This window comes from Bacillus sp. ISO11 (assembly GCF_003458115.1).
GTDB classification, from domain to species: Bacteria; Bacillota; Bacilli; order Bacillales; family Bacillaceae_G; genus Bacillus_A; species Bacillus_A cereus.
The window spans coordinates 21,728-42,862 of the sequence record NZ_QXCO01000031.1; the positions used below are offsets into that span (position 1 = coordinate 21,728).

Here is a 21,135-nt window from a genome sequence, read left to right on the forward strand (position 1 = left end):
GCGGTAGATTGTTAGTTTTTAATGGGATTAATTTAGAAGAATATTTCGGGCAAAAATACGAAAAAGGATTTTTTATGGTTAACGATATAAGAGGTCGCGGAATTTTAAGTGACGAAATTAATGAGTTAACGGTACCTCACCGCCCAGGTTCATATTTTTTAAGTAAAAGGACTCCCAAGAGAGTATTAGAAGTAGATTTCTCTCTTAAGGGAGTCTCTCTTTTTGAACTAAGGAAACGGATAGATGAATTGAATGGTTTATTAGATACAGAAGAACCTGTAAAAATTACCTTCACAGACGAACCGGATATTGTGTATTACGGGATTAAGGAATCTGTAGAGGAGACTTTAGAAAAATCTAATATTCATCAAGCAACTATTACACTAATATGTCCAATGCCGTATAAGTTAGGGAATGAGAAAACGGTTGACTTTGAAAATGACGGTCGAGGGTTAATAGCCAACATTCAAAATAAAGGCAGTGCGGAGTCAGAACCTATCATCGAAATTGAAGTTGAAAACCCTTCTACATTTTTAGATGTTCGGAATAAGAGCGTATATCTTCCAAACAAAGAAGATTATTTTCGGATTGGTTACCCGTTACAAGTAAACCAACTTCCAGTAGAGTGGAAACAACGTGTAATGTGGGATGAAATGTCTACTACAGTTGGATGGACAAGTGTATCACAGTTTGAAAACACTAAAGGTGGAGGTACATTCAAATCTAATGGACATCAATTTTATGTAGAAGATTATGGTGATCAGAATTACAAAGGGAATCATGGAGCGATTGCTAAAAAAAGTATTCCTAGCGGACCATTACAAGATTTTATAATGGATGCTTATGTGAGGTTCAACTGCAGTAGTTATGTACAAATGGGACAAGTAGAAGTGGCCCTACTGGATGAGACTAGTAAACCTGTAGTTCGATTGTCGCTAAACGATGTATATTGGGAGGCTGAAGAAACTTTTGGTGTTGCTAAGATTGCCTATCCAGGGCATCCAGCTGAACAAATGATGATCCATACGCGCGGTATGTATCCTTGGACGTGGAATAATTTTTACGGAAAGTTATGTGTTTACCGTATTGGGAATGAATGGGAGTTTTATATTGCGAAATTTGCGTACGGTACTGAGATTGATGATGCTGGAGCAAAAGCTCGTTGGGTAGACAAAGATGGGATTTTGATGAATAAAATTGCACAGGTACAAATTTCTATCTGTCAATGGTGGAATAATAATCCGGCTGTACTTATGACAGTTGATGATATTAAGATTTGGAAAGTTAACCAAAATACAAGTAATAATCCTCCATATATTGTTGGAAAAGGAGATAAAGTGCAAATCGATACAGCTAAAAGTCTAGTTAGTATTAATGGTTCAAGTGCAATTAATCTGAAGGAATTATTCAGTGATTATCCTAAAATTACTAAGGGCCAGAATAAACTTGAAATTATGCCAGCAAATATCGGAACAGCAAAAGTTAAATATAGGGAGCGATTTCGATGAGAACACCAAGCGGATTACTTCATGTTGTTGATTTCAAAACAGATCAAATTCTATCCGCTATTCAACCAAAGGACTACTGGGAAGATAAGCGTCATTGGGAAATCAAGAATAACATTGATATGCTAGAGTTCAAAATTTTTGACGGTACTCCACATGCAATTACATTACAACAGCAGAACTTGGTTTTAAAGGAAGTACGTGATGGTCGAATTGTTCCGTATGTTATTAATAATGAAGTAGAAAAAGATTCAAAGGATAGATCATTAACTGTACACTCTTCCGGTGCCTGGGTTCAAATCGCCAAAGATGGGATTATTAAACCTCAACGTATAGAGAGCGAAACAGTTAATACGTTTATTGATATCGCTCTTGCCGATTCAAAATGGCAACGTGGAATAACGGATTATTCTTCGTTCCACACGATGACTATCGATGAATTCATCGATCCCCTTACTTTTTTAAAGAAAATTGCAGCTTTGTTTGAATTGGAAATCCAATATCGAGTTGAAGTATCTGGTTCTCAAATTACTGGATGGTACGTCGATATGATAAATAAACGAGGGAGAGAAACAGGGAAGGAAGTAACGCTGGGAAAAGACTTAGTAGGCGTTAGACGCATTGAGCATTCCAGGGATATTTGTACCGCCTTAGTCGGATTTGTACGAGGTGAAGGCGATGAAATTATCACGGTTGAGAGCATTAATAACGGACTTGTTTATATTACAGATAGTGATGCCTTTCAACGTTGGAATGCACATGGTAAACATAAATTTGGTTTTTACACTCCAGAAACAGAAGACCAAAATATGACACCAAAACGATTAATGACTTTGATGAAGACGGAATTAAAGAAGCGTGTCAATACTTCAGTCTCGTATGAAGTAGAGGCACAATCAATCGGTCGCATTTTCGGACTAGCACATGAACTAATCAATGAAGGCGATACAATCCGAATCAAAGATACAGGCTTCACACCTAAGTTATACCTTGAAGCAAGGGCAATCGCTGGTGATGAATCATATACGGATCCTTCGCAAGATAAATATGTATTTGGAGACTATCGAGAGATTATAGATTCGAACGAGGAATTACGAAAATTATATAACAAAATGCGTGCTTGGTTAGAGGGGAAGGCTAACAAGGAACTGTTAGAACAATTAGAAAATTTGGCCGAAGAAGCAAAGAAAGAATCGGGAAAAGCTGTAAAGGAATCACAAGAGGCTAAAGATATATCAGAGCAACTAAAAAAAAATATTGAAAATAATATGGTTAACATTATAGAAGGTAAAGAACCACCAACTACTGATCTTAAGCCAAACAAAACGCTATGGCGAGATACCAGCAACGGTAAACCTGGTATTTTGAAAATATGGACAGGTACAGCTTGGGAATCGGTTGTTCCGGATACGGGACCATTACAAAAAGATATAAAGAATGCACAAACAGAAATTGATACTTTAAAAGAGACAATTGAAGATATACCTGATAAGACTTGGTTAAATCAGCAACTTGAAGGAAAGGCCAACAAAGAAGGTGTTTATACAAAAGATTGGGTAAACGAAAACCTTATTGGAAAGCAAGTGTACGAAACAAACCGTAAAGGTGATATAAAAGTATTAAATGAAACAAAAACGACTGCTGAACGCACAGCTGAAGAAATTAAAAATAAAGCAGAAAAAACGGAGATAACAACTCTAAATGATAATCTTAAACTAGTAAGTCAAACTGCCAATACTGCTAAACAGACAGCCGAATCTAACACTAACACTATTACAGAATTAAAAACTACTGTAAATAATATTTCTGTAGGTTCAATCAATTTAGCTAGCGGTTCAGAAACAGGGTTAAATAAACAGAACATGACTGGAACATGGTCAGACAATAAACAAATGACTTTATCGGATAAGGTCAGCTATAGAAATAAAATTTTTACTATTTCATTTTTGTTTACTGGTAAAATGACAAAATTCAATACAAATGCTTGGTTTGGCGTAGAAACAGCGATAACGTATGCAGATGGAGAGCAAGAATGGAAATCTGTACGCGCAGACTCGCAATTAAAGGTTAATGTGGATTATAAAGACGAGCCACTATCAGTTACATTCAGAACAAAAGACAAAGACGTAACTCAAATTAAATTCTACTATTCTGGGCGCAACATTGATGGGGGTTTAAACTCACATCACGCTAAATTTGAAGAAGGTAACATACGAACTACATGGCAACTTTCTAACGATGAAGTTACTTCTAAAGCAGATTTTACCCAAACAACTAATGAAATTCAGCAAACAGTAAATACGAACTCCAAAACAATCTCGAAAGTACAACAAGATCAAGGTACAATGCAAACAACTCTAAATGAAGTGAAGCAGACCACAAATTCGAATTCTCTTAGTATTAAAACGCTAACAGAAACACAAACAGATCAAGGAAAGCTCATTCAAGAAAACAAGAATGAAATTACACAAACAAAAGACTCATTAAGTTCAAAGATTTCGGAAAAGCAAATGAAAGCTTATGTAGGGGCACTTGGCAGTATAAATCAATTCTTCAACACAGAGTTTAAGAAAAAAACAGTTGATGCTAATGGCAATATAACAAATGAGGTTGCTAGTACCGATAAATGGACAGTAGCAGGAGTTGTATCAGGTGCTACAGTAACACCAGTAACAGACAGACGTCATGACGGTTATAACTCGGTCAGAATTGCAAATGCGGGGGTTACAACAAATAGCTGGACTGGTATTGCTCAAAGTATTGGAGCCTCACAAAATAGCGGTGACTACGTATTGTCTGCATGGGTCTATGTAGTAGATAAAAACTTATTAGACCAAGGAGCGTGCGTTAAGCTTCAATTCTTTAATGGTTCAACCGCATTAGGTTATGAGCAAACTGAAATAAAAGAGTTATTAGTTAATGGCTCCTGGATACTAGTTAGTGTAACCATTAAAGCGCCTGACGTTCCTGTAACTCGTTTGCAAGGAGATATATGGGTACGCCGTAATGGCACAATGTGGGTATCTCAACCGCAGCTACAGCAAGGAAAAGAACCATCTGTATACATGCAAAACCCAAAAGACATTACCAACTATAAAGAATTGGTTGACTTAGTTGCGGATAAGGTTGCTAAAAGTGACTTTGATACAGTAACTACAAATATGCAGACAGAAATCCGGCAGAATACCGAGGAAATAGGTTTTCGTGCTAAAGCGACTGAAGTGTACTCAAAGACGGATGCCGACAAAAAATTTGCTTATGTTTTGGAAATGGAAGCGGCTTTTAGTTTAACAAATCAAAATATTAATTCTAGGGTTAAAAAAGGCGATGTTATATCCCAGATTAATCAATCAGCTGAGGAAATTCTAATTCAGGGGTCCAGAATTAATCTTATAGGATATGTAACAGCTGAGCATATCAAAGGGAAAGTTTTAGAAGGAGTAACACTTAAAACGAGTGGAAACAGATTTGTTGAAATAAATAAGCAAGACATGAAGATTTTCGATGCAGATAAGCCACGTGGCTATATAGGATTTATGGAAACAAATGATGGAAGTATTCAACCTTCACTCGTCCTTGGTTCTGACAATATTAAATACAGGGGTACAGGATCGTTTTATATTTATCAAGTCATGCCGCGAATTAATGGAGTCGATCAACCTTCTAAAGCATATGCAAAATTTGGGATTTCTAAAGGGGAAAATGCAGAAGGAACTAATATTTGGTCAAACTATATTCAAATGCATAATGACGGTGGACATCTGAGCGTATATTCAGATGGACAATTTCGTTTTCAAAACTTGAATAATATTATTTTTGAATCTGAAGGATGGGCTCCAGGATATGGTTACTTCTCTGTAACTACAACTGAGCCGCATATTTTTACAAATAACTCGGGGCAGTTTACTTTCAAAAGAAAAGGCAGTGACTATAAAATACATTTCGTAAACGGCGCCACCGATCATGATTTAATCATGGGTAATGCAATGATAAGGTCAAGTTTTGTACAAGGTTATAACAATGGCTTACAGATTAAAGATATGATGGGTCAAGGATGGAAAGATATAGAATTAAGAACACTACGAGCGCAAGAAAATATAAATGCTAATGGCCAAATGTGGGCGAAAGCATTTAATCCTACATCAGCTAGAAATATGAAAGAAAATATAAAAGATATTCCTTTTTCAGCTCTTGATAAAATCATGAGTTTAGCTATCAAACAGTATAACTTCAAGGACGATATGTATGATCTGTATCAAATGCGTGTGAACAAGCCGGAAGAACAAACAGAACCATATACAACAAAAGAAATTGAAACTTATTTCGGCATGATTGCAGATGATACGGACGATGTATTTACCGATAAAGAGAAGCGTGCTATTAATTTATATAATACTGTTTCTCTTTTTATCGTAGCTTTCCAACAGCTGTATTATGAATTCATATTGTTAAAGGAGCAAGTTAAGCAGAATGCCGATGAGTTAAATGTAGTTAAAGAAGAAAATAAACAACTAAAAGAACAAGTTACTACATTAACAAGTCAAGTTACGGTACTTACAAGTAATGTGTCCATATTAACAGGTTTAGTTCAAAAATTAATAAATGAAAAACCAGAGCAGCTATAAGCTGGTCTTTTTTATTGTCTAAAAAGGGGTGATGGCGTTGGAGCAAAAAGAGTACGAACGTATTGCGAAATTAGAGGTGCATCTTCAAACAATGAACGCCGCAGTTAAACGAATCGAGGAAAAGCTAGACTACAATCAAAAAAATTATATGCAAAGGACTGAAGTTGATGAAATGTTCAAGTTCCGTGATCGAGAAATACGAGACTTAAAACTAGCGCAAGAAAAGTTGGAGAGTAACAAAAAAGCTCATATATCCATGTGGATTTCAGGACTGTCATTGGCAGTCCTTTTATTATTTAACATTTTAAATTTCTTTAAATGAGAGGGGGTGAGAGCATGGGGAACTTTGATGCAGCTTCAATTAGTCGCTATGTCGTATTAGTAATCGCTGTGATTAATAGTGTCTTAAATCTGATTGGATACCAAACGATTGATGACAAAATTACAAACGATTTAGTAGCCGTAATTACAGGAGCCTTTACTTTGTACGTGGCTTGGAAGAACAACTATTTGAGCAACAAAGGACTACAACAAAAAGATGTATTAGAAAAAAATAACTTACACTAAAAGGAGATGTTGAGTAATGGAAATCAGAAAAAAATTAGTTGACGCAAGTAAATATGGTACAAAGTGTCCATATACAATGAATCCAGAATTTATTACAGTTCATAATACGTATAATGATGCTACAGCAGAAAATGAAGTATCTTATATGATTCGCAATGATAATCAAGTCTCGTTTCACATTGCAGTAGATGATAAAGAAGCTGTACAAGGTATTCCCTTAGAACGTAACGCTTGGCATTGTGGTGATGGTGGCGGAAATGGTAATCGTAAATCTATCGGAGTTGAAATTTGCTACTCTTTAAGCGGTGGAGATAGATATTATAAGGCAGAAGATAATGCAGCTATCGTTGTAGCACAACTAATGAAACAGTACAATATTCCAATTAGTAAAGTTCGTACACACCAATCATGGAGTGGAAAGTATTGTCCTCATCGTATGCTTGATGAAGGGCGATGGAATAGCTTCATTGAAAGAGTACAAAATGCATATAACGGTGGAGGTAATAATATGAAATGGACAATGAAATCAGGCGGATTAGGAGTTAATTTAGCTCAAGAAATTATGGATAAACTCGCTGAATTCAAAGTGAAGGGGAACTTAGTTTATGAAGCAGATGGTATTTTCTATCTGCAATGTGAACCTGTTGACGACCGTAATAAATTAGGTGCTATCACATGGTATTTTAGAGATTATAAAGGATGGTATTGCGAAGTATATCAAGTGTAAGCTTAATAAAATAATAATTTGATTAAAAAAAGAGCCGTCCTATTGGGTGGCTCTTTTTTTCACTTTTATCAATCACTATATACGTTTTGTTTTTATTGATCCAACTTTATTATTCCATTTCTTATCAGTTCCATCAATATAGTACTCATTCAAATTAACAGTTAAGTAACTCGATTCATCTGTATTCTTAATTGTTATTTTCTTTCCTTCATAATCTTGATCTCTGTAGAGAGTCATAGAGGAGGATGGAGGCATTTTTATAGATGATATGCCAGCATTTCCTACAAAGTTTTTGGAACTACCAGGAGTTAGAGTGAAAAATTCCGTTCCCCTCAGATCACTTAAGTCATAGAAGGAGAATTCATATGATGCAATACTTCTATTTTCTGTAGAAAACTCAGATTTACTTGTTTGAGGACTAGCAGCACTTGCTTGTTCACTAAAACCAAAAAGGAAGCCGCCACTTAAAACTAATGATGTAACAGTTAAACTTTTTAGTACTTTCTTCATTTTTAATACACCTCCTATTTATTAACACAAATTCATCGTACAACTTCAATCTTTCTCTAGACTTTCATTTACCTTACAATAACCTTAAAAAATGTAAAAAGGCTGACAATAATTAGTCAGCCACATCAATAATTTCATCAAATTTAAATTCCGTATTTAAATTAAATGCATCTGTACAATGCACTGTATCAGTGTTTAAATCAATTCGTGTGACAGTTATGTACATATTGCTGATAAATCCGTCTCTATAAAAAGAAATAAGGATATCTTCCTGCCTCTGTGCAGAATCAATTAAAGCACGTTCAATCCGCTCTTTTGTATCTTGTGTAAGAATTGGTTTCGGCACTTTATTCAAATCGCTAATTATTTCTCGTATCACCTCGTATTGCTCCGGCATACTGGCAAAAGGCTGCCACTTCACCATACCTCTCCCGCGTAATTTTGGTGTTCCCCAGTTATGCTTTTCCATGATGATCCCCCGATTCGTATAATTTATATCTATTATATACGAACGAATGTTCTTTTTGAAGCGTAGGATTATTGCAATTCAAATGCTATGAATGTTGACTTTTCCACATCTAACATATTGCATGTGAAATTTAAATCTATTAGACTTAAAAGTAAATTATTAGAAATGGAGTGACATCATGGCAAAAAGTCAATTGCTGAAAGACACGGTAAGTGAACAAAGTAGTTTTGAAAATATTCTTTTAAGGTTGAAAGTTATATTATCTAATCTTGATAACGAATTGATAATGAGTTGGATAGAGGGGGAGCTTACAGGATATAAATTAGATGATAAATTACCTGATTATCGGGTGGTTACGGGGATTCCAATGGGAAAATTTATTGTAAATGGAAGTTTTGAATACACTGACTCGCAGGTGCCTTTAGGTCAAGTGTTAGAACCGGATATGATAAAGGATTTAGTGAGAATACCCATATTAGATACTATTAAGACACTTGAGGAAATATTATCTGGGGAAAATAAAGAAGATTATTGTTTAGTTGTACCAACTGAATTGTGTCATGGAATTTCAACACAGGAACTACAGATATTAGCAATGAAGATAAAATGTCCTTCTAATTTCATTAGTAAAGTAATATCTAATGTGAAATCTAAATTAGTAGATGTAATTATGGAACTAGAAAAACAATATGAAAATTTAGATGAATTAGATATAAAGTCTCAAGTGGAAGAGGATAAGCATAAAAAAGAAAAGGTTATTTTCAATATAGAAAACATTATTTTTGACGGATCAATAAAAATGGGGAATAACAATAAAATTAAGAGGTCTAAATTCTGGTCTTTTTTTGGAGGAGAAAAATGAGCATAAAAATCGGTGATAACAATAAAATAAAAAACTCTTCAATTGGACATCAACATAATACATCAGGTGGAGGCGGTAATAAAAAATTCTATGAGAGGCATCCTTGGATTTCTAGTGCGATTGTATCGCTCATTGTAGGAATTATTTTGTTATTTCCTTTTTGGGACAATGTAAAAGAATGGTTAAAATAGATATACATAACGAAAAAGAATCGGTCCTTAAACGCCGATTCTTTTTCGTTATGCTACTTCCACTCTACTAAAGTACGTTTCTTGCAACTTCCACAATCAAAATAACCATTTCCTTTTGTAATTCTTTGTTTGTGATTACAGTTAGGGCACTGGATTTCTTGCTTTTCAAATGCTGCATAAATAAAGCCTAATGAAAAAAGAAACAGTGGAACAACGAAAAATAACCCGACTATTGTGATACCTAAAAAAACAGAAAAAATGATACCAAAAATGCCGAAAACCAATGAAGTTTTACGGCCGAATTTTTCTTTTCCAGAACTCTTTTTTTGATCCACTTCAATGATAAACGTATTACCGTCTGCTGTTGTTTTTGTCTCCATATTTCTCCTCCTTTATTACTTTCAAATAAGTATATCAGAGTATTCTGAAATGTATTTACAAATAAAAACAGTACATTTATTTTATGTACTGTACAACGTCCTCAATACGGTAGGTTTTATCAACACCGTTTTCTTCAGCTAATTGGTTTAAAGCGTCCAGGATTGACTTTAATGTGTCAAAACGTACAAGACCAACCTCACCATTAACTAGATTACTAATAGTGGCTGGACGAACTTTTGATTCCACTGCTAACTTGTTTTTGGTAATCCCGATTTCCTCCATCGTTTCTCCTAAAGTGAATACCATAGAACTCATGGTAATACCTCCGTTCATTCCGATCATTTATTACTTTACATTTTACACAATTTACATATCAAAGTAAAACTTTTTTAGGGATACTATTGACGTATGACTCCTAGAGTTATATATTGATACTAACAAAGTTTTACTTGTGGAGTCATACTTTTGTGTAAATATGAAAGGTGGAACAGTATAGATGCAAAGAATAAGCGATTACTTCGGTTTAGAAACAAAATCTGATTGTATTTGGTTTTATGGTTTTTATACTGTAGCTTCGGTTTTATTCCTTATCAATATGCTTATAGCTCATGTGCTATAAGCTCTTTCTTTAACTAAATATCGGACAACCTCCATCCTCGTGACTATCCTTATTCGAAAAAACAGATATGCACGAGGTCTAGTTTCTTATTGTCTTTTTTAGGTAACTAAGAGGAGGATCCACAAGAGGAATGACCTAACACTCGTTAAACTTGAACAGGTTAGCTAAGCCAACGTCAGAAAGTTAAGCGTCCTAACGAATAACGTTTCCTTGTTTGCGTTGTTAGGAGTCTAGGCGAGTACGGCCATTAACGGTACGGCGGTTGCTTGGCGTGCTACGGCACGGGTAGCAGCTGATAATGAAAGAATTATAGGTTGCGAGTAATGAAGGATACGCCAGTAGTGCATTTCCTTTCCTGATTCTTTCTGCAGATAGGACAAGCTTTATCTGTAAAAAGTCAGCTGTGTAAGAAATTACAGCGTTTAAACAGGGTGTTACTATACGGATTCCTTAACCCGATAGACCATGATTGACAGAACGTCTACTTTACGACGCTTTTTATTTTTGAAGCGTTGTAAGGTAGTCATTCTCTGCCCTAGCCGTTGTCCTGTACCCTCATCCCATGATTGTATGCCGAACACAAAAGTCAAGTGTAAAAAGAAAAATAAAGATAAAGATAAAAACTTATTAAGGCTGGAGGGGGGAGGAATTACTCCTCGATGGTCCAGATCTCTTCGATTGGCTTACCGAGTTCCTTACAGATTAAATAGGCTGTATCGAATCTAGGTTTAGTACGATTACGAACAATTGCACTAAGGGTAGAGTCGTCAACTCCGATACGTTTTGCAAAATCACTCTGTTTAATATCAAGCTCTGCAAAGATTACCTTGAGTCTACATTTAAACTTCATATACGCTCACCTCAAGAATTTACTTTCTATATACAGAAATAAATTCCTTTATAAAAAGTACAAGCTAGAAAGAAAAAAATTGGTGTGGACGTGCAAAAATAATTCTCCAGGTCATATACCTATATCAAGACCACGAGGAATACCAAGTCGAACTAAGGACATCAAGAGGGGAAAGGTGAGGAACGATGAGACCTGGGTATAAGTATTTAAACCGTATGCAGCTGTATCCATCCCAAACTCTTTACAACATGTACACAGAAGCGGACGACAAAAATGAAGTACGTTGTGTGTACGATCACATTGCAAAACACGATATGCTACAACATCCTAACTACATCGATATTGTTGACTTATTAGGGGGAGAAGAGCCTTACGGTCCGTATAACGAAATAGGGATTCAAAATAGGATTGATGCATACTTAGAGAAATGTAAACAGTGGAGGGATGAGCGATGAGGTGGCAATATGATTACTTGAATGACACGCCGTATCTGTATCCTTCTAAAGAACTGAGAAGCATGTATAAAGAGTCCAGGGGTAAAGGTGAAGTAAACTCTATTCTAAAACATATGGAAAGACACGAGGTATCTAACAACAAAGAGTACCGCGGTTACTACAGCTTATCTAACGATATTATGGAAGATCTATACGGGGAAGAGGAAGAAATTCTTGAATGGGATGAAATGGTTAATCAATATCAACCGATTCTCACGTCAAAAGGATTACAACTAAAAAGAAAGAGGGATTCGATATGACACTTGCTGGGGAAGTTGTAGTAATTTGGACAGCGACAGGATTGTCTGTAGTGGCGATGAAGGCAGCTGAGAAAATGGGGATGAGTGTACCACAGTGGCTTCCACGTATGACGATGTATACAACTCTTACCGGCTCGTTTTTGTATCTTCTACGTTATGTGCTAATGGTGTTTCTTTGAAGGAATGGAACCTAGAATCATGGGACACTTTGTTATATAAGAAAAACAACTTGTATGTAAATCTTCCAGTTAAGAGCAACTATATCCTTTAAGGATATATAAGGAGTGAACCCCTATGCTTGAATTGTTATTAATACCTGCAGTTTCGCTTGGGTACGCTTTGCTAAATGATAGTTTAAAAGGTAAAGAGGATGATAGAAAGAAGATACAAGTATTCTTTGAAGTAAGTGGGATTGCAATTAGGAAGGATGAAAAATTACATTATCCGGTTTTTCTCGAAAGAAAAGAAGATGATCGTAGTACGACTTATGTATATAAACTTCCGTTAGGGATGCCATCTAAATTAATACAAAAGGTTGAGGATGTTGTAAGTGAAGGATTAAATAAGCCTGTACGTATCAAATACGATAACTACAAGATAATGATTCGGGTATTCAGTAAACGTATCCCCAAAAAGTGGTGTTGGAATGAAGGGCTAGTAAAAAAAGGTGAATGGCAAGTACCGATGGGGCAAAGCCTCGAGAAGTTAATTTATCATGACTTTGATAAAACTCCTCATATGGTACTAGGTGGTCTTACACGAATGGGGAAAACAGTATTTATGAAAGTACTACTTACTACTTTGATTGAGGCAAACCCTGAAAATGCTCACGTATATTTAATTGATTTAAAGGAAAAGGGATTAGAATTTAGTGAGTTTAGCGGCTTAAAGCAGGTGGTGGAAGTGGCTGACTCTGTAGAAAAAGCACATCATGTACTAAAACAAATAATGAAAAAAATCGAAGAGCGTGGAAAATTCATGAAGGAAAATGGTTACAAAAATATTGTTGAAACAAAAGAAAAAGATCGGTATTTCGTTATTGTTGACGAAGGTGCCGTGCTTGCTCCGGCCAAAGGATTACCACGTCATGTTAATAAGATCCGAGAAGAGTGTCAGTACATGCTTAGTTATATAGCGACTGTATCGGGCGGCTTAGGATTTCGTTTGATTTTAGCTACACAGTATCCTACAGTCACATCAATTCCATCAGTAGTAAAGCAGATGTCTGATGCGAAGTTAGGTTTTCGGCTACCAACATATAAGGCATCTGAGGTTGTTCTTGATGAATCGGGACTAGAAACATTGCCGTCCTTACCTGGTAGAGCTATTTATAAAACTGATCGACTAACTGAGCTGCAGGTACCGTTTATTAGCGATGAAATGATGTGGGAACATCTAAAACAATACGAGGTGAAAAAAGATGAACATCCAGACACATATCAAAATAAACCGTCAGATGACGATTCTGACCTCGATTAGAAAGCTGAAATTCGCAACACGTAGGCATCTAATGGCGGTGCACGATATGGGAGGGATTCGTAACGCGAATCGTATTTTAAAAGACCTCAGTCCTTATGTAAATAACACAGTGTACCAAAAAGAGTACGTGTATTATTTAAATAAAAAGGGCCGTGAACTGTTCGACGATACTGAGAAGATTGTACCAAATAGTCGACTAGCACACAGCTTAATGAGAAATGAAGCGTGGCTCTATCTGTTTTGTCCCGACGACTGGCAGATAGAAACACCTATACGTTATAAAGTAGATGATAAAAAGAAGACAATTATTCCTGATGTGAAGTTTCGAGATGAAGAAGGTACACTAAATGCTGTAGAAATAGATCGTACGCAAATGATGAATGTGAACGCTGAAAAAATGAGCAGGTATAGGGAGTTTTCACTATACTACAAAAATAAATATAACGGAAAAGTACCACTCATTCATTTCTTTACTATGACAGAATACAGACAAAAAAAGCTGGAGCAGCTTGCAGCTAAATATGATATCTATGCAAAAGTTTATGTGGTTTCAGGAATTTAAAGACTGATACAAGACTTTATATTTTTATAGGCAGAAGCATATCTTTATAACATAGTACATGCGCCTTTTCATAGAATGAGTATCTAAGAAAAAGGAGGGTGTACTATGTATAACAGTTTAAATACTTACAACCAATCCCCACAAGATAGACTTGAGTATGAACATGTATACCGACAATTTAAAGTGATATCAATTAGAGATGATGCAGGAAAATATGCTAATGCTGAAGGTGGTTGGCTTTTTACAAATAGAGATGCTGTAGGATCATGGGAAAGCTTTACGCTAATTCCAATTACTTGGGAGTCAGGAAATAAATATGCATTAAGGGCTGCAAATAATAATTTTGTATCAGCTGATTATGGTAGTGGTGGGGGCCTAGTGGCTAATAGAATATGGATTGGACCGCAGGAACAGTTCACTTTTCAACCTGTTAATATCGGGGGGAGGCGGAAATTTGTAATAATTTCATCGAACGGTAAGTATGTTAGTGCTGATCATAAAAAAAATAATCAATTAATCGCCGATAGAAACGCAGTGGGACCATGGGAACAATTTGATATATACGGACTTTAGAATGTAGAGTATGTTACAGTCTTAACCCCTTAGAACACTAACAGTAACAATACTTATATATTATTACTAATAATATACTCTATATATAATATATATTTATAAGTTATATATTTATATTATATATATATAAGGTATATTTTTTATAGAGGGGGTTCTTTTTCTTTTTTGTTTTTATTAGATGTTGTTGTGTATTGTTTACCCCCTCCTAAATTTTTGAGATTTATATATTTTTATTTTGACGACTGTAGAAAGTCGTCTTTTTATTTTGGTAATAGATTGCCATATGACTCCAGGAGTTATATAATGGTGTCATAATCATGATGGATGTGGGAGGGGGATATTAGTTGAAATATGCTGTATATGTACGTGTATCCACTGATAAAGATGAGCAAGTTTCGTCGATTCAAAATCAGATTGAAATCTGTAGATACTGGATTGAAAAAAATGGATTCGAGTGGGATGAAAATTCAATTTATAAAGATGAAGCTGTTTCTGGAACAGCATGGCTAGAAAGACGTGCGATGCAGTTGATCTTGGGGAAAGCTCGTAAAAAAGAATTAGATACTGTTGTTTTTAAATCTATTCATCGACTGGGAAGAGATTTGAGGGACGCATTAGAAATCAAGGAGATACTGTTAGGGCATGGTGTCCGACTGGTGACGATTGAAGAAGGTTATGACAGTTATTATGAAGGGAAAAATGATTTGAAGTTTGAGATGTATGCAATGTTTGCATCCCAATTACCTAAGACATTATCCGTTTCTATATCAGCAGCGCTAGCGGCTAAGGTAAGAAGGGGAGAGTACACTGGTGGGACAGTTCCGTATGGTTATAAAATTGTAGATAAGAAATATGTGATTAATCAGGAAGAAGCTGAAATTGTTCGGGAAATGTATGAATTATATGACAATGGATTAGGCTATTTGAGAATTTCTAATGCACTAAATGATGTTGGTAAGTATAAGAGATCTGGGAAATTGTGGACTTATTCGGCTGTGAAGCTAATAATTACGAATCCTATGTATAAAGGTGATTATGTAATGGGGAGGTCTACAGAGGTAAAAGTAGACGGAAGAAAAAAGCGGATTCAAGAGCCTAGAGAAAAGTGGGTAGTATTTGAAAATCATCATCCGGCTATAATTGAACGTTCGTTATGGGATAAAATAAATAACCCCAAAATAAATAAAAAAATAAAGCGGCGTGTAGCAGTAACGAATGAATTAAGAGGAATAGCACGTTGTATTCATTGTGGTTCACCGTTTGTTCTACACACTTACAAATACAAAAACAAAGAAGGTGAAGAGCTTAATTATGGTTATTTAACGTGCGGCACGTATAAGTTGACTGGTGGGCGTGGTTGCGTCAAACACTCCGGACTAAGGTATGAAAGATTGCGTTCTCTTGTGTTGCGAAAATTAAAGGAAAAAGAGAGAGATTTGGAAAAAGTATTTAAATTGAATGATAAAGATAAACATCAAGAAAAGCAGAAGAAATTAAGAAAAGAAAAGAAAGAATTAGAGATAAAAAGAGAGCGTTTATTAGATTTGTATTTAGATGGTGGATCTATCGATAAAGCAACTTTTACCAAACGAGATGCTAACTTTGCGAAAAATATAAAAGAAAAAGAGTTAGAAATTTTAAAATTGGATGACGTTAAAGCGTTAATAGTCGAGCAGCAGAAGGTAAAAGATGCATTTAAGTTGCTAGAGGATTCTGAAAATCTATATCCGGTTTTTAAGAAATTAATTGCACGAATAGACATAAGCCAAAATGGGGCGGTAGATATCCGATATAGATTTGAAGAATAGTAGTTATATTTTTGTCTATATAGGCTGTCGGTATCTGCATGGCGCATCACATATTTATGCGCTACAGCGATTGCTAAAACATCATCTAATAAGCCAATCCCAATAATAGCAGCTATATCTGGAATGAAATCGATTGTTAATACGTAATAAGATAAAGCGGCTAATATTATGAATTTTGCCTTAGTAGGTAATTCTTTCTTTTTCATTGTGTAGAATAAAATAATACTTTCATATACGCTAGATTTACCGAGGTTTACAGAGCTTTTTTTGAACTTTTTCCAAAGTGTCTGTTTCTCCATATGAACGCTCCTTTTACAAAAACATAGATTTTTTAAAAGGATGGACAAAGAAGTGAGAGATTAATCAATTTTATTGTTTTTCTTAATTATATATTTCCATAAAAATAGGGGATTACCTGTTTAAAATAATATAATGTGGATTATACAATGATTCACAGTGTTCCGTTACATAGTATATATATGTAAGATGTATGTGGATGATTTAGTTATTATTATGCATTTTATAAGCGGTATGGGGGAAGAAAAATGAAAATAATAGAACTGCCAATTGAATTCGAATTTAACGGGCAAAAACAATGTGTTTATCCAAGTTTAATTATAGTACATAATGAATTAACGTTAGTCGATACAGGATATCCAAGTTTTTTACCTTTAATTGAAAATGCAATATTAAAACATGGATATGAGATGAAAAACTTAAAAAATATAATTATTACTCATTATGATGATGATCATATAGGGTCTGTATACGATTTTAAAGTGAAATATCCTCAAATTAATGTTATTGCTAGTGAAATTGAATCTAACTATATTAGTGGTGATATAAAATCAGAGAGGTTAGTTCAAGCTGAAGAAATGTTAGAACGTATGCCAAATGAAGAAAAAGAATTTGGTAAATGGTTTATACAACAGTTAAAAAATATAAAACATATTTCCGTCGATGAAAAAGTGCATGATGGTCAAATGATTTTGAATAATGAATGTCAAATAGTAGCGACGCCAGGACATACTTCGGGGCATATTTCATTATATTTTCCGAATTTAGATTGTGTAATTACGGGAGATGCGGCTGTTCAAGAGAATCGTGAGTTAGTAATAGCTAATCCGAATTTTTGTTTGGATATAGAAAAAGCGAAACAGTCTTTAAACAGGATTAAAAGTTTTAAAGCAGCAGAGTATTATTGCTATCATGGAGGAAAGCTTACTGTATAAATTAATGAAAACCGGTCTTTCCTAAATCGAAAAGAGCGGTTTTTTAGTTCATATATTTTGCGATTTCAACCAAATCAGTAACATTATATTTCGGTAAAATTGAAATATATATGTAAAGAAGAATATATATAATTTGAGCAAGGGTATAGGGGGGAGAAGATGGGTTCGTTATTTGATGTAATAGCAAAATTAAGAAGTTCATTTTGTCTTCTACTAACATGGAAGCATTAATAAAATCTGAGAAAAAGCAAAAAGATTTTGTTCATCTAGTATAGGATGAATATAAAAAAAGAAGATAAGAATTTTTTTATTTTTCATATTTGGCGAAACAAATGGTACAATGAAAGCTAATGTGAAAAATAAGGAAAAGAAGTGGTCTATTTGAAAAACTTTTTAGAATTAGGAATTAGTGAAACTTTTAATCATACATTACGTGAAAATGGAATTACAGAAGCAACACCAATTCAAGAGAAGGCAATTCCTGTTATTATGTCAGGTAAAGATATTATTGGGCAGGCGAAAACAGGAACGGGTAAAACGTTAGCATTCGTGTTACCGATTTTAGAAAAAATCGATCCAGCGTCTAGTGATGTTCAGGCTTTAATTGTTGCACCAACAAGGGAACTAGCCCTGCAAATTACAACTGAAATTAAAAAAATGCTTGTTCAAAGAGAAGATATTAATGTACTAGCGATTTATGGTGGGCAAGATGTAGCACAACAATTGAGAAAATTAAAAGGTAATACACATATTGTTGTTGCAACACCAGGACGATTATTAGATCATATACGACGTGAAACAATTGATTTAAGTAATCTTTCAACGATTGTACTAGATGAAGCGGATCAAATGCTTTATTTTGGTTTCTTATATGATATTGAAGATATTTTAGATGAGACACCAGGTAGTAAACAAACGATGTTATTCTCAGCAACGATGCCAAAAGATATTAAAAAATTGGCGAAGCGTTATATGGATGAACCGCAAATGATTCAAGTACAAAGTGAAGAAGTAACGGTTGATACAATTGAGCAGCGTGTCATTGAGACGACAGACCGTGCAAAGCCAGATGCACTTCGTTTTGTTATGGATCGTGATCAGCCATTTTTAGCTGTTATTTTCTGTCGTACAAAGGTTAGAGCAAGTAAGCTTTATGATAATTTAAAAGGACTAGGTTATAATTGTGCTGAACTTCATGGTGATATACCTCAAGCGAAACGTGAAAGAGTTATGAAGAGTTTCCGCGAAGCTAAAATTCAGTACTTAATCGCAACGGATGTAGCAGCTCGTGGCCTTGATGTAGATGGTGTAACGCACGTATTTAACTATGATATCCCTGAAGATGTAGAAAGTTACATTCACCGCATTGGCCGAACAGGACGTGCAGGTGGATCAGGTCTTGCAATTACGTTCGTTGCAGCGAAAGATGAAAAACATTTAGAAGAAATTGAAAAAACGCTTGGTGCACCAATACAAAGAGAAATAATCGAACAACCGAAGATAAAACGTGTAGATGAAAATGGAAAACCGGTACCAAAGCCGGCTCCGAAGAAATCAGGTCAAAATCGTCAAAGAGATAGCCGCGAAGGTTCAAGAAGTGATTCAAGACGTGATTCCAGAAATAGCTCAAGAAGTGATTCAAGAAATAGTTCGAGAAATGAAAATAACCGATCATTTAATAAGCCAAGTAATAAAAAAGGTAGTACAAAGCAAGGTCAGCAAAGACGTGGTCGTTAAATAGTTATAATTGTAAAAGAGTCGCAAAATATTGTGGCTCTTTTTTTGTTTGTATACAACAAGGATGATGGCAAGAAAAAACAGAAATTTCATTCACCGTATTTGAAATTTATAAAGGAAATTTTATAGTCCAAAACCATTAGAGCAAGGGTATTACTATCATTCAGCAGAACACTTTGGTTAAAAGAAAAGGTATTGAAGCGAGCGAGTATTTTCATTATACATTCCGCAATTATTGAAATAGAACAAGAGAAGTTTATGAAGGATTAAACTCGTATTGGTGTACGATCGTTGGAAACTGGAAAACTAATTTGTTAGTTTTGATCGATGAGGAACTCGAGAAGCACCACTGCCATCCTTATGGGGAAATTGCTTACGACGACGATGAAGGTAATGTAGTGATAATATGCGAAATAAGAAAAAAGGACTAGCAGTCGTACCTGCCGTCCTTTAATAGGAGAAAAAGTAATCTTGTTTAGAACTACGCATAAACAGAAAATCTGCTTGTAATTAGTTTTACCCTAAATATACGTGTCTATACAAAAAAGGGATAAGTAAAAGATACTTATCCCCGGAAGGGAAATCCCAAGCACCAAAATGGCTCGTATTGGTCTGCAGGTTCAAAAGTAGTATATGTAAAACGAAAAATCTCATACAAAAAGCAGACAACGATTTTGGTTGTCTGCCAGTGAGTTCAATGAGTTAGCTAATTGTGATAATTTGCATCCCCATTGCGAGAAGAGTGAAGCTGCTAGTTCAAACAGCTTGTTGGTATTATTTTCGATTTCTTAAAAAATATACAGAGAAAGTAGATAAGTGAAGAACCTACCTGTTTTTGCTGTAACAAAAGAAAGAGGTATTAGCCGTGGACACGGCGGCTTGAAAATAGTATGTATTTTTATTTGGAAAATATTCACGGGGTGAAGAAACGTGGAATGTTTGATAAAGGTGTTTGTGAAATTAATCAGCTAATTAGTAAAACAAAATAGTTATTTGGAAGAAAAGGAAAATGAATATGAGATGAATTGAAGCTGTTGAAAAATTACTTGAAGTGATGAAAGAATGCTTTTGGAACGGAACATCTTTAAAGGGTGAAGCTAATGATTTTAATATTGTATCTTGGCTGATTGAAGAAGCGACGCGTAAAACAAAATAAAGATTTCATTTTGTAGCAATGGAGAATAGATATGTGTACTTATTGGGGGAAAGTAGATAAAGAGTTCTTTAAGAGGCAAGAACCGGAACAAAATAAAAGAGCGGCTAGCAAAAGCTAACTGCTCAATACAAGGAGATACAGAGAAGACTACTTTAAATGAATGTTGGCATACAGCCCACATTCAGTATTGACCGAATATTTATTTTAAATTCAATTTATTTAAAGTAAACATCCCAACAGATAAAATGGTTGCGCCTGCTACAGAACCTAGCCAGTCTCTCCAGCCTAATGTATTTAAAGATGCATCTGTTAAATCCGTAATTAAGAAGATAGCAAACATTAATACACCAAATGCTAAGCATCCCCAAAATGTTTGCAAATATTTAATCATCTTCTTTCGGAACTTGCTCATATAAATCACCCTTATTAATAATTTATATTTTTATAAATAAATTATCACATATACAAAAATTAAAAGTGCGAAATATGCAATATTACATATTGGAACTCAACAAAATACTCCATTGA

General features: G+C 34.9%; 23 protein-coding genes and 1 pseudogene. 17 read left to right on the plus strand and 7 right to left on the minus strand.

The features are described from left to right. Window positions 1-8 precede the first annotated feature (8 nt). From D1166_RS24770 to D1166_RS24790, 5 genes are read left to right on the plus strand one after another with little or no spacing between them, the layout of a single operon-like run. Window positions 9-1,508: a distal tail protein Dit gene (locus D1166_RS24770; protein WP_118043465.1), complete on the plus strand. Its 1,500-nt coding sequence runs from the start codon at window positions 9-11 to the stop codon at window positions 1,506-1,508. Beyond that, the gene (locus tag D1166_RS24775) at window positions 1,505-6,130 is read left to right on the plus strand and encodes a phage tail spike protein (RefSeq protein ID WP_118043466.1); all 4,626 of its coding nucleotides are present in this window, start codon (window positions 1,505-1,507) and stop codon (window positions 6,128-6,130) included. Before D1166_RS24770 ends, D1166_RS24775 begins: the two co-directional genes overlap by 4 nt. A 31-nt stretch (window positions 6,131-6,161) precedes the next feature. Continuing rightward, on the plus strand, window positions 6,162-6,452 hold the full coding sequence (locus D1166_RS24780; protein ID WP_255422598.1) for a hypothetical protein: 291 nt from the start codon (window positions 6,162-6,164) through the stop codon (window positions 6,450-6,452). 14 nt (window positions 6,453-6,466) lie between these two features. Next, complete coding sequence (locus D1166_RS24785; RefSeq protein ID WP_118043467.1) at window positions 6,467-6,697, plus strand: phage holin; 231 nt, start codon at window positions 6,467-6,469, stop codon at window positions 6,695-6,697. Window positions 6,698-6,713: 16 nt separating this feature from the next. Then, complete coding sequence (locus D1166_RS24790; RefSeq protein ID WP_098660214.1) at window positions 6,714-7,424, plus strand: peptidoglycan recognition protein family protein; 711 nt, start codon at window positions 6,714-6,716, stop codon at window positions 7,422-7,424. Window positions 7,425-7,499: 75 nt separating this feature from the next. Here the strand turns inward: D1166_RS24790 and D1166_RS24795 are convergent, their stop codons facing one another. Together D1166_RS24795 and D1166_RS24800 are read right to left on the minus strand one after the other, a co-directional pair. After that, complete coding sequence (locus tag D1166_RS24795) at window positions 7,500-7,934, minus strand: hypothetical protein (RefSeq protein ID WP_098297717.1); 435 nt, start codon at window positions 7,932-7,934, stop codon at window positions 7,500-7,502. Between the two features lie 112 nt (window positions 7,935-8,046). Continuing rightward, complete coding sequence (locus tag D1166_RS24800) at window positions 8,047-8,403, minus strand: YolD-like family protein (RefSeq protein ID WP_118043468.1); 357 nt, start codon at window positions 8,401-8,403, stop codon at window positions 8,047-8,049. A gap of 178 nt (window positions 8,404-8,581) precedes the next feature. Here D1166_RS24800 and D1166_RS24805 point away from each other — a divergent pair, with 178 nt between their 5' ends. Continuing rightward, window positions 8,582-9,265 carry an AbiTii domain-containing protein gene (locus tag D1166_RS24805; RefSeq protein ID WP_098297720.1) on the plus strand — a complete coding sequence of 228 codons (684 nt, stop codon included), beginning with the start codon at window positions 8,582-8,584 and terminating at the stop codon, window positions 9,263-9,265. Continuing rightward, entirely contained in the window at window positions 9,262-9,456 is a 195-nt protein-coding gene (locus D1166_RS24810; RefSeq protein WP_098297721.1) for a hypothetical protein, read from the plus strand. The genes D1166_RS24805 and D1166_RS24810 overlap by 4 nt, the downstream gene beginning before the upstream one ends. 53 nt (window positions 9,457-9,509) lie before the next feature. On the opposite strand, the gene D1166_RS24815 is transcribed toward D1166_RS24810, so the two are convergent. Continuing rightward, a complete protein-coding gene (locus D1166_RS24815; protein WP_118043469.1) occupies window positions 9,510-9,836 on the minus strand; it encodes a hypothetical protein in 327 nt (108 codons plus the stop codon). A gap of 76 nt (window positions 9,837-9,912) precedes the next feature. Then, window positions 9,913-10,152 (minus strand): helix-turn-helix domain-containing protein, encoded by a 240-nt coding sequence (locus D1166_RS24820; protein WP_000097410.1) that lies wholly within the window; start codon window positions 10,150-10,152, stop codon window positions 9,913-9,915. Window positions 10,153-10,333: 181 nt separating this feature from the next. On the opposite strand from D1166_RS24820, the gene D1166_RS24825 reads away from it, so the two are divergent. Continuing rightward, window positions 10,334-10,456, plus strand: a complete 123-nt coding sequence (locus D1166_RS24825) for a DUF3961 domain-containing protein (RefSeq protein WP_118043470.1) — start codon at window positions 10,334-10,336, stop codon at window positions 10,454-10,456. Window positions 10,457-11,105: 649 nt separating this feature from the next. Here D1166_RS24825 and D1166_RS24830 read toward each other — a convergent pair. Continuing rightward, window positions 11,106-11,306 carry a helix-turn-helix transcriptional regulator gene (locus D1166_RS24830; protein ID WP_000669091.1) on the minus strand — a complete coding sequence of 67 codons (201 nt, stop codon included), beginning with the start codon at window positions 11,304-11,306 and terminating at the stop codon, window positions 11,106-11,108. Between the two features lie 185 nt (window positions 11,307-11,491). Between D1166_RS24830 and D1166_RS24835 the strand changes: the two genes are divergently transcribed. The 7 genes from D1166_RS24835 to D1166_RS24865 all read left to right on the plus strand — a co-directional run bounded on the left by D1166_RS24835 (window position 11,492) and on the right by D1166_RS24865 (window position 16,482). Then, on the plus strand, window positions 11,492-11,761 hold the full coding sequence (locus D1166_RS24835; RefSeq protein ID WP_118043471.1) for a hypothetical protein: 270 nt from the start codon (window positions 11,492-11,494) through the stop codon (window positions 11,759-11,761). Next, window positions 11,758-12,060, plus strand: coding sequence for a hypothetical protein (locus D1166_RS24840; protein ID WP_001267618.1), 303 nt, complete (start codon window positions 11,758-11,760; stop codon window positions 12,058-12,060). Before D1166_RS24835 ends, D1166_RS24840 begins: the two co-directional genes overlap by 4 nt. Then, the gene (locus D1166_RS24845) at window positions 12,057-12,239 is read left to right on the plus strand and encodes a hypothetical protein (RefSeq protein WP_042597843.1); all 183 of its coding nucleotides are present in this window, start codon (window positions 12,057-12,059) and stop codon (window positions 12,237-12,239) included. Before D1166_RS24840 ends, D1166_RS24845 begins: the two co-directional genes overlap by 4 nt. 115 nt (window positions 12,240-12,354) lie before the next feature. Continuing rightward, complete coding sequence (locus D1166_RS24850; protein ID WP_098348450.1) at window positions 12,355-13,539, plus strand: FtsK/SpoIIIE domain-containing protein; 1,185 nt, start codon at window positions 12,355-12,357, stop codon at window positions 13,537-13,539. Beyond that, entirely contained in the window at window positions 13,481-14,101 is a 621-nt protein-coding gene (locus D1166_RS24855; protein WP_118043472.1) for a replication-relaxation family protein, read from the plus strand. Before D1166_RS24850 ends, D1166_RS24855 begins: the two co-directional genes overlap by 59 nt. 183 nt (window positions 14,102-14,284) lie before the next feature. Then, window positions 14,285-14,674, plus strand: a complete 390-nt coding sequence (locus D1166_RS24860; protein WP_165851674.1) for a fascin domain-containing protein — start codon at window positions 14,285-14,287, stop codon at window positions 14,672-14,674. A 344-nt stretch (window positions 14,675-15,018) separates the two neighbouring features. After that, entirely contained in the window at window positions 15,019-16,482 is a 1,464-nt protein-coding gene (locus D1166_RS24865; RefSeq protein WP_044797544.1) for a recombinase family protein, read from the plus strand. Here D1166_RS24865 and D1166_RS24870 read toward each other — a convergent pair. Continuing rightward, a pseudogene (locus tag D1166_RS24870) lies at window positions 16,449-16,781 on the minus strand (YkvA family protein); the annotation flags it as partial. The gene D1166_RS24865 and the pseudogene D1166_RS24870 sit on opposite strands and share 34 nt — an antisense overlap. Window positions 16,782-17,027: 246 nt before the next feature. On the opposite strand from D1166_RS24870, the gene D1166_RS24875 reads away from it, so the two are divergent. Both D1166_RS24875 and D1166_RS24880 read left to right on the plus strand, forming a co-directional pair. Beyond that, on the plus strand, window positions 17,028-17,714 hold the full coding sequence (locus tag D1166_RS24875; protein WP_000691169.1) for an MBL fold metallo-hydrolase: 687 nt from the start codon (window positions 17,028-17,030) through the stop codon (window positions 17,712-17,714). Window positions 17,715-18,086: 372 nt separating this feature from the next. Further along, window positions 18,087-19,451, plus strand: coding sequence for a DEAD/DEAH box helicase (locus tag D1166_RS24880; protein WP_098283796.1), 1,365 nt, complete (start codon window positions 18,087-18,089; stop codon window positions 19,449-19,451). A 1,355-nt stretch (window positions 19,452-20,806) separates the two neighbouring features. Here the strand turns inward: D1166_RS24880 and D1166_RS24890 are convergent. After that, window positions 20,807-21,019 (minus strand): hypothetical protein, encoded by a 213-nt coding sequence (locus D1166_RS24890; RefSeq protein WP_000033159.1) that lies wholly within the window; start codon window positions 21,017-21,019, stop codon window positions 20,807-20,809. Window positions 21,020-21,135: the final 116 nt, after the last annotated feature.

What these genes read in the sequence shown, in the direction of transcription:
- D1166_RS24845 (WP_042597843.1), top strand. Translation starts at nt 12,057, where the DNA reads ATGACACTTGCTGGGGAAGTTGTAGTAATTTGGACAGCGACAGGATTG.
- D1166_RS24785 (WP_118043467.1), top strand. Translation starts at nt 6,467, where the DNA reads ATGGGGAACTTTGATGCAGCTTCAATTAGTCGCTATGTCGTATTAGTA.
- D1166_RS24850 (WP_098348450.1), top strand. Translation starts at nt 12,355, where the DNA reads ATGCTTGAATTGTTATTAATACCTGCAGTTTCGCTTGGGTACGCTTTG.
- D1166_RS24780 (WP_255422598.1), top strand. Translation starts at nt 6,162, where the DNA reads ATGGCGTTGGAGCAAAAAGAGTACGAACGTATTGCGAAATTAGAGGTG.
- D1166_RS24830 (WP_000669091.1), bottom strand. Translation starts at nt 11,306, where the DNA reads ATGAAGTTTAAATGTAGACTCAAGGTAATCTTTGCAGAGCTTGATATT.
- D1166_RS24790 (WP_098660214.1), top strand. Translation starts at nt 6,714, where the DNA reads ATGGAAATCAGAAAAAAATTAGTTGACGCAAGTAAATATGGTACAAAG.
- D1166_RS24875 (WP_000691169.1), top strand. Translation starts at nt 17,028, where the DNA reads ATGAAAATAATAGAACTGCCAATTGAATTCGAATTTAACGGGCAAAAA.
- D1166_RS24840 (WP_001267618.1), top strand. Translation starts at nt 11,758, where the DNA reads ATGAGGTGGCAATATGATTACTTGAATGACACGCCGTATCTGTATCCT.
- D1166_RS24805 (WP_098297720.1), top strand. Translation starts at nt 8,582, where the DNA reads ATGGCAAAAAGTCAATTGCTGAAAGACACGGTAAGTGAACAAAGTAGT.
- D1166_RS24800 (WP_118043468.1), bottom strand. Translation starts at nt 8,403, where the DNA reads ATGGAAAAGCATAACTGGGGAACACCAAAATTACGCGGGAGAGGTATG.
- D1166_RS24815 (WP_118043469.1), bottom strand. Translation starts at nt 9,836, where the DNA reads ATGGAGACAAAAACAACAGCAGACGGTAATACGTTTATCATTGAAGTG.
- D1166_RS24855 (WP_118043472.1), top strand. Translation starts at nt 13,481, where the DNA reads ATGAACATCCAGACACATATCAAAATAAACCGTCAGATGACGATTCTG.
- D1166_RS24825 (WP_118043470.1), top strand. Translation starts at nt 10,334, where the DNA reads ATGCAAAGAATAAGCGATTACTTCGGTTTAGAAACAAAATCTGATTGT.
- D1166_RS24775 (WP_118043466.1), top strand. Translation starts at nt 1,505, where the DNA reads ATGAGAACACCAAGCGGATTACTTCATGTTGTTGATTTCAAAACAGAT.
- D1166_RS24795 (WP_098297717.1), bottom strand. Translation starts at nt 7,934, where the DNA reads ATGAAGAAAGTACTAAAAAGTTTAACTGTTACATCATTAGTTTTAAGT.
- D1166_RS24820 (WP_000097410.1), bottom strand. Translation starts at nt 10,152, where the DNA reads ATGAGTTCTATGGTATTCACTTTAGGAGAAACGATGGAGGAAATCGGG.
- D1166_RS24810 (WP_098297721.1), top strand. Translation starts at nt 9,262, where the DNA reads ATGAGCATAAAAATCGGTGATAACAATAAAATAAAAAACTCTTCAATT.
- D1166_RS24890 (WP_000033159.1), bottom strand. Translation starts at nt 21,019, where the DNA reads ATGAGCAAGTTCCGAAAGAAGATGATTAAATATTTGCAAACATTTTGG.
- D1166_RS24835 (WP_118043471.1), top strand. Translation starts at nt 11,492, where the DNA reads ATGAGACCTGGGTATAAGTATTTAAACCGTATGCAGCTGTATCCATCC.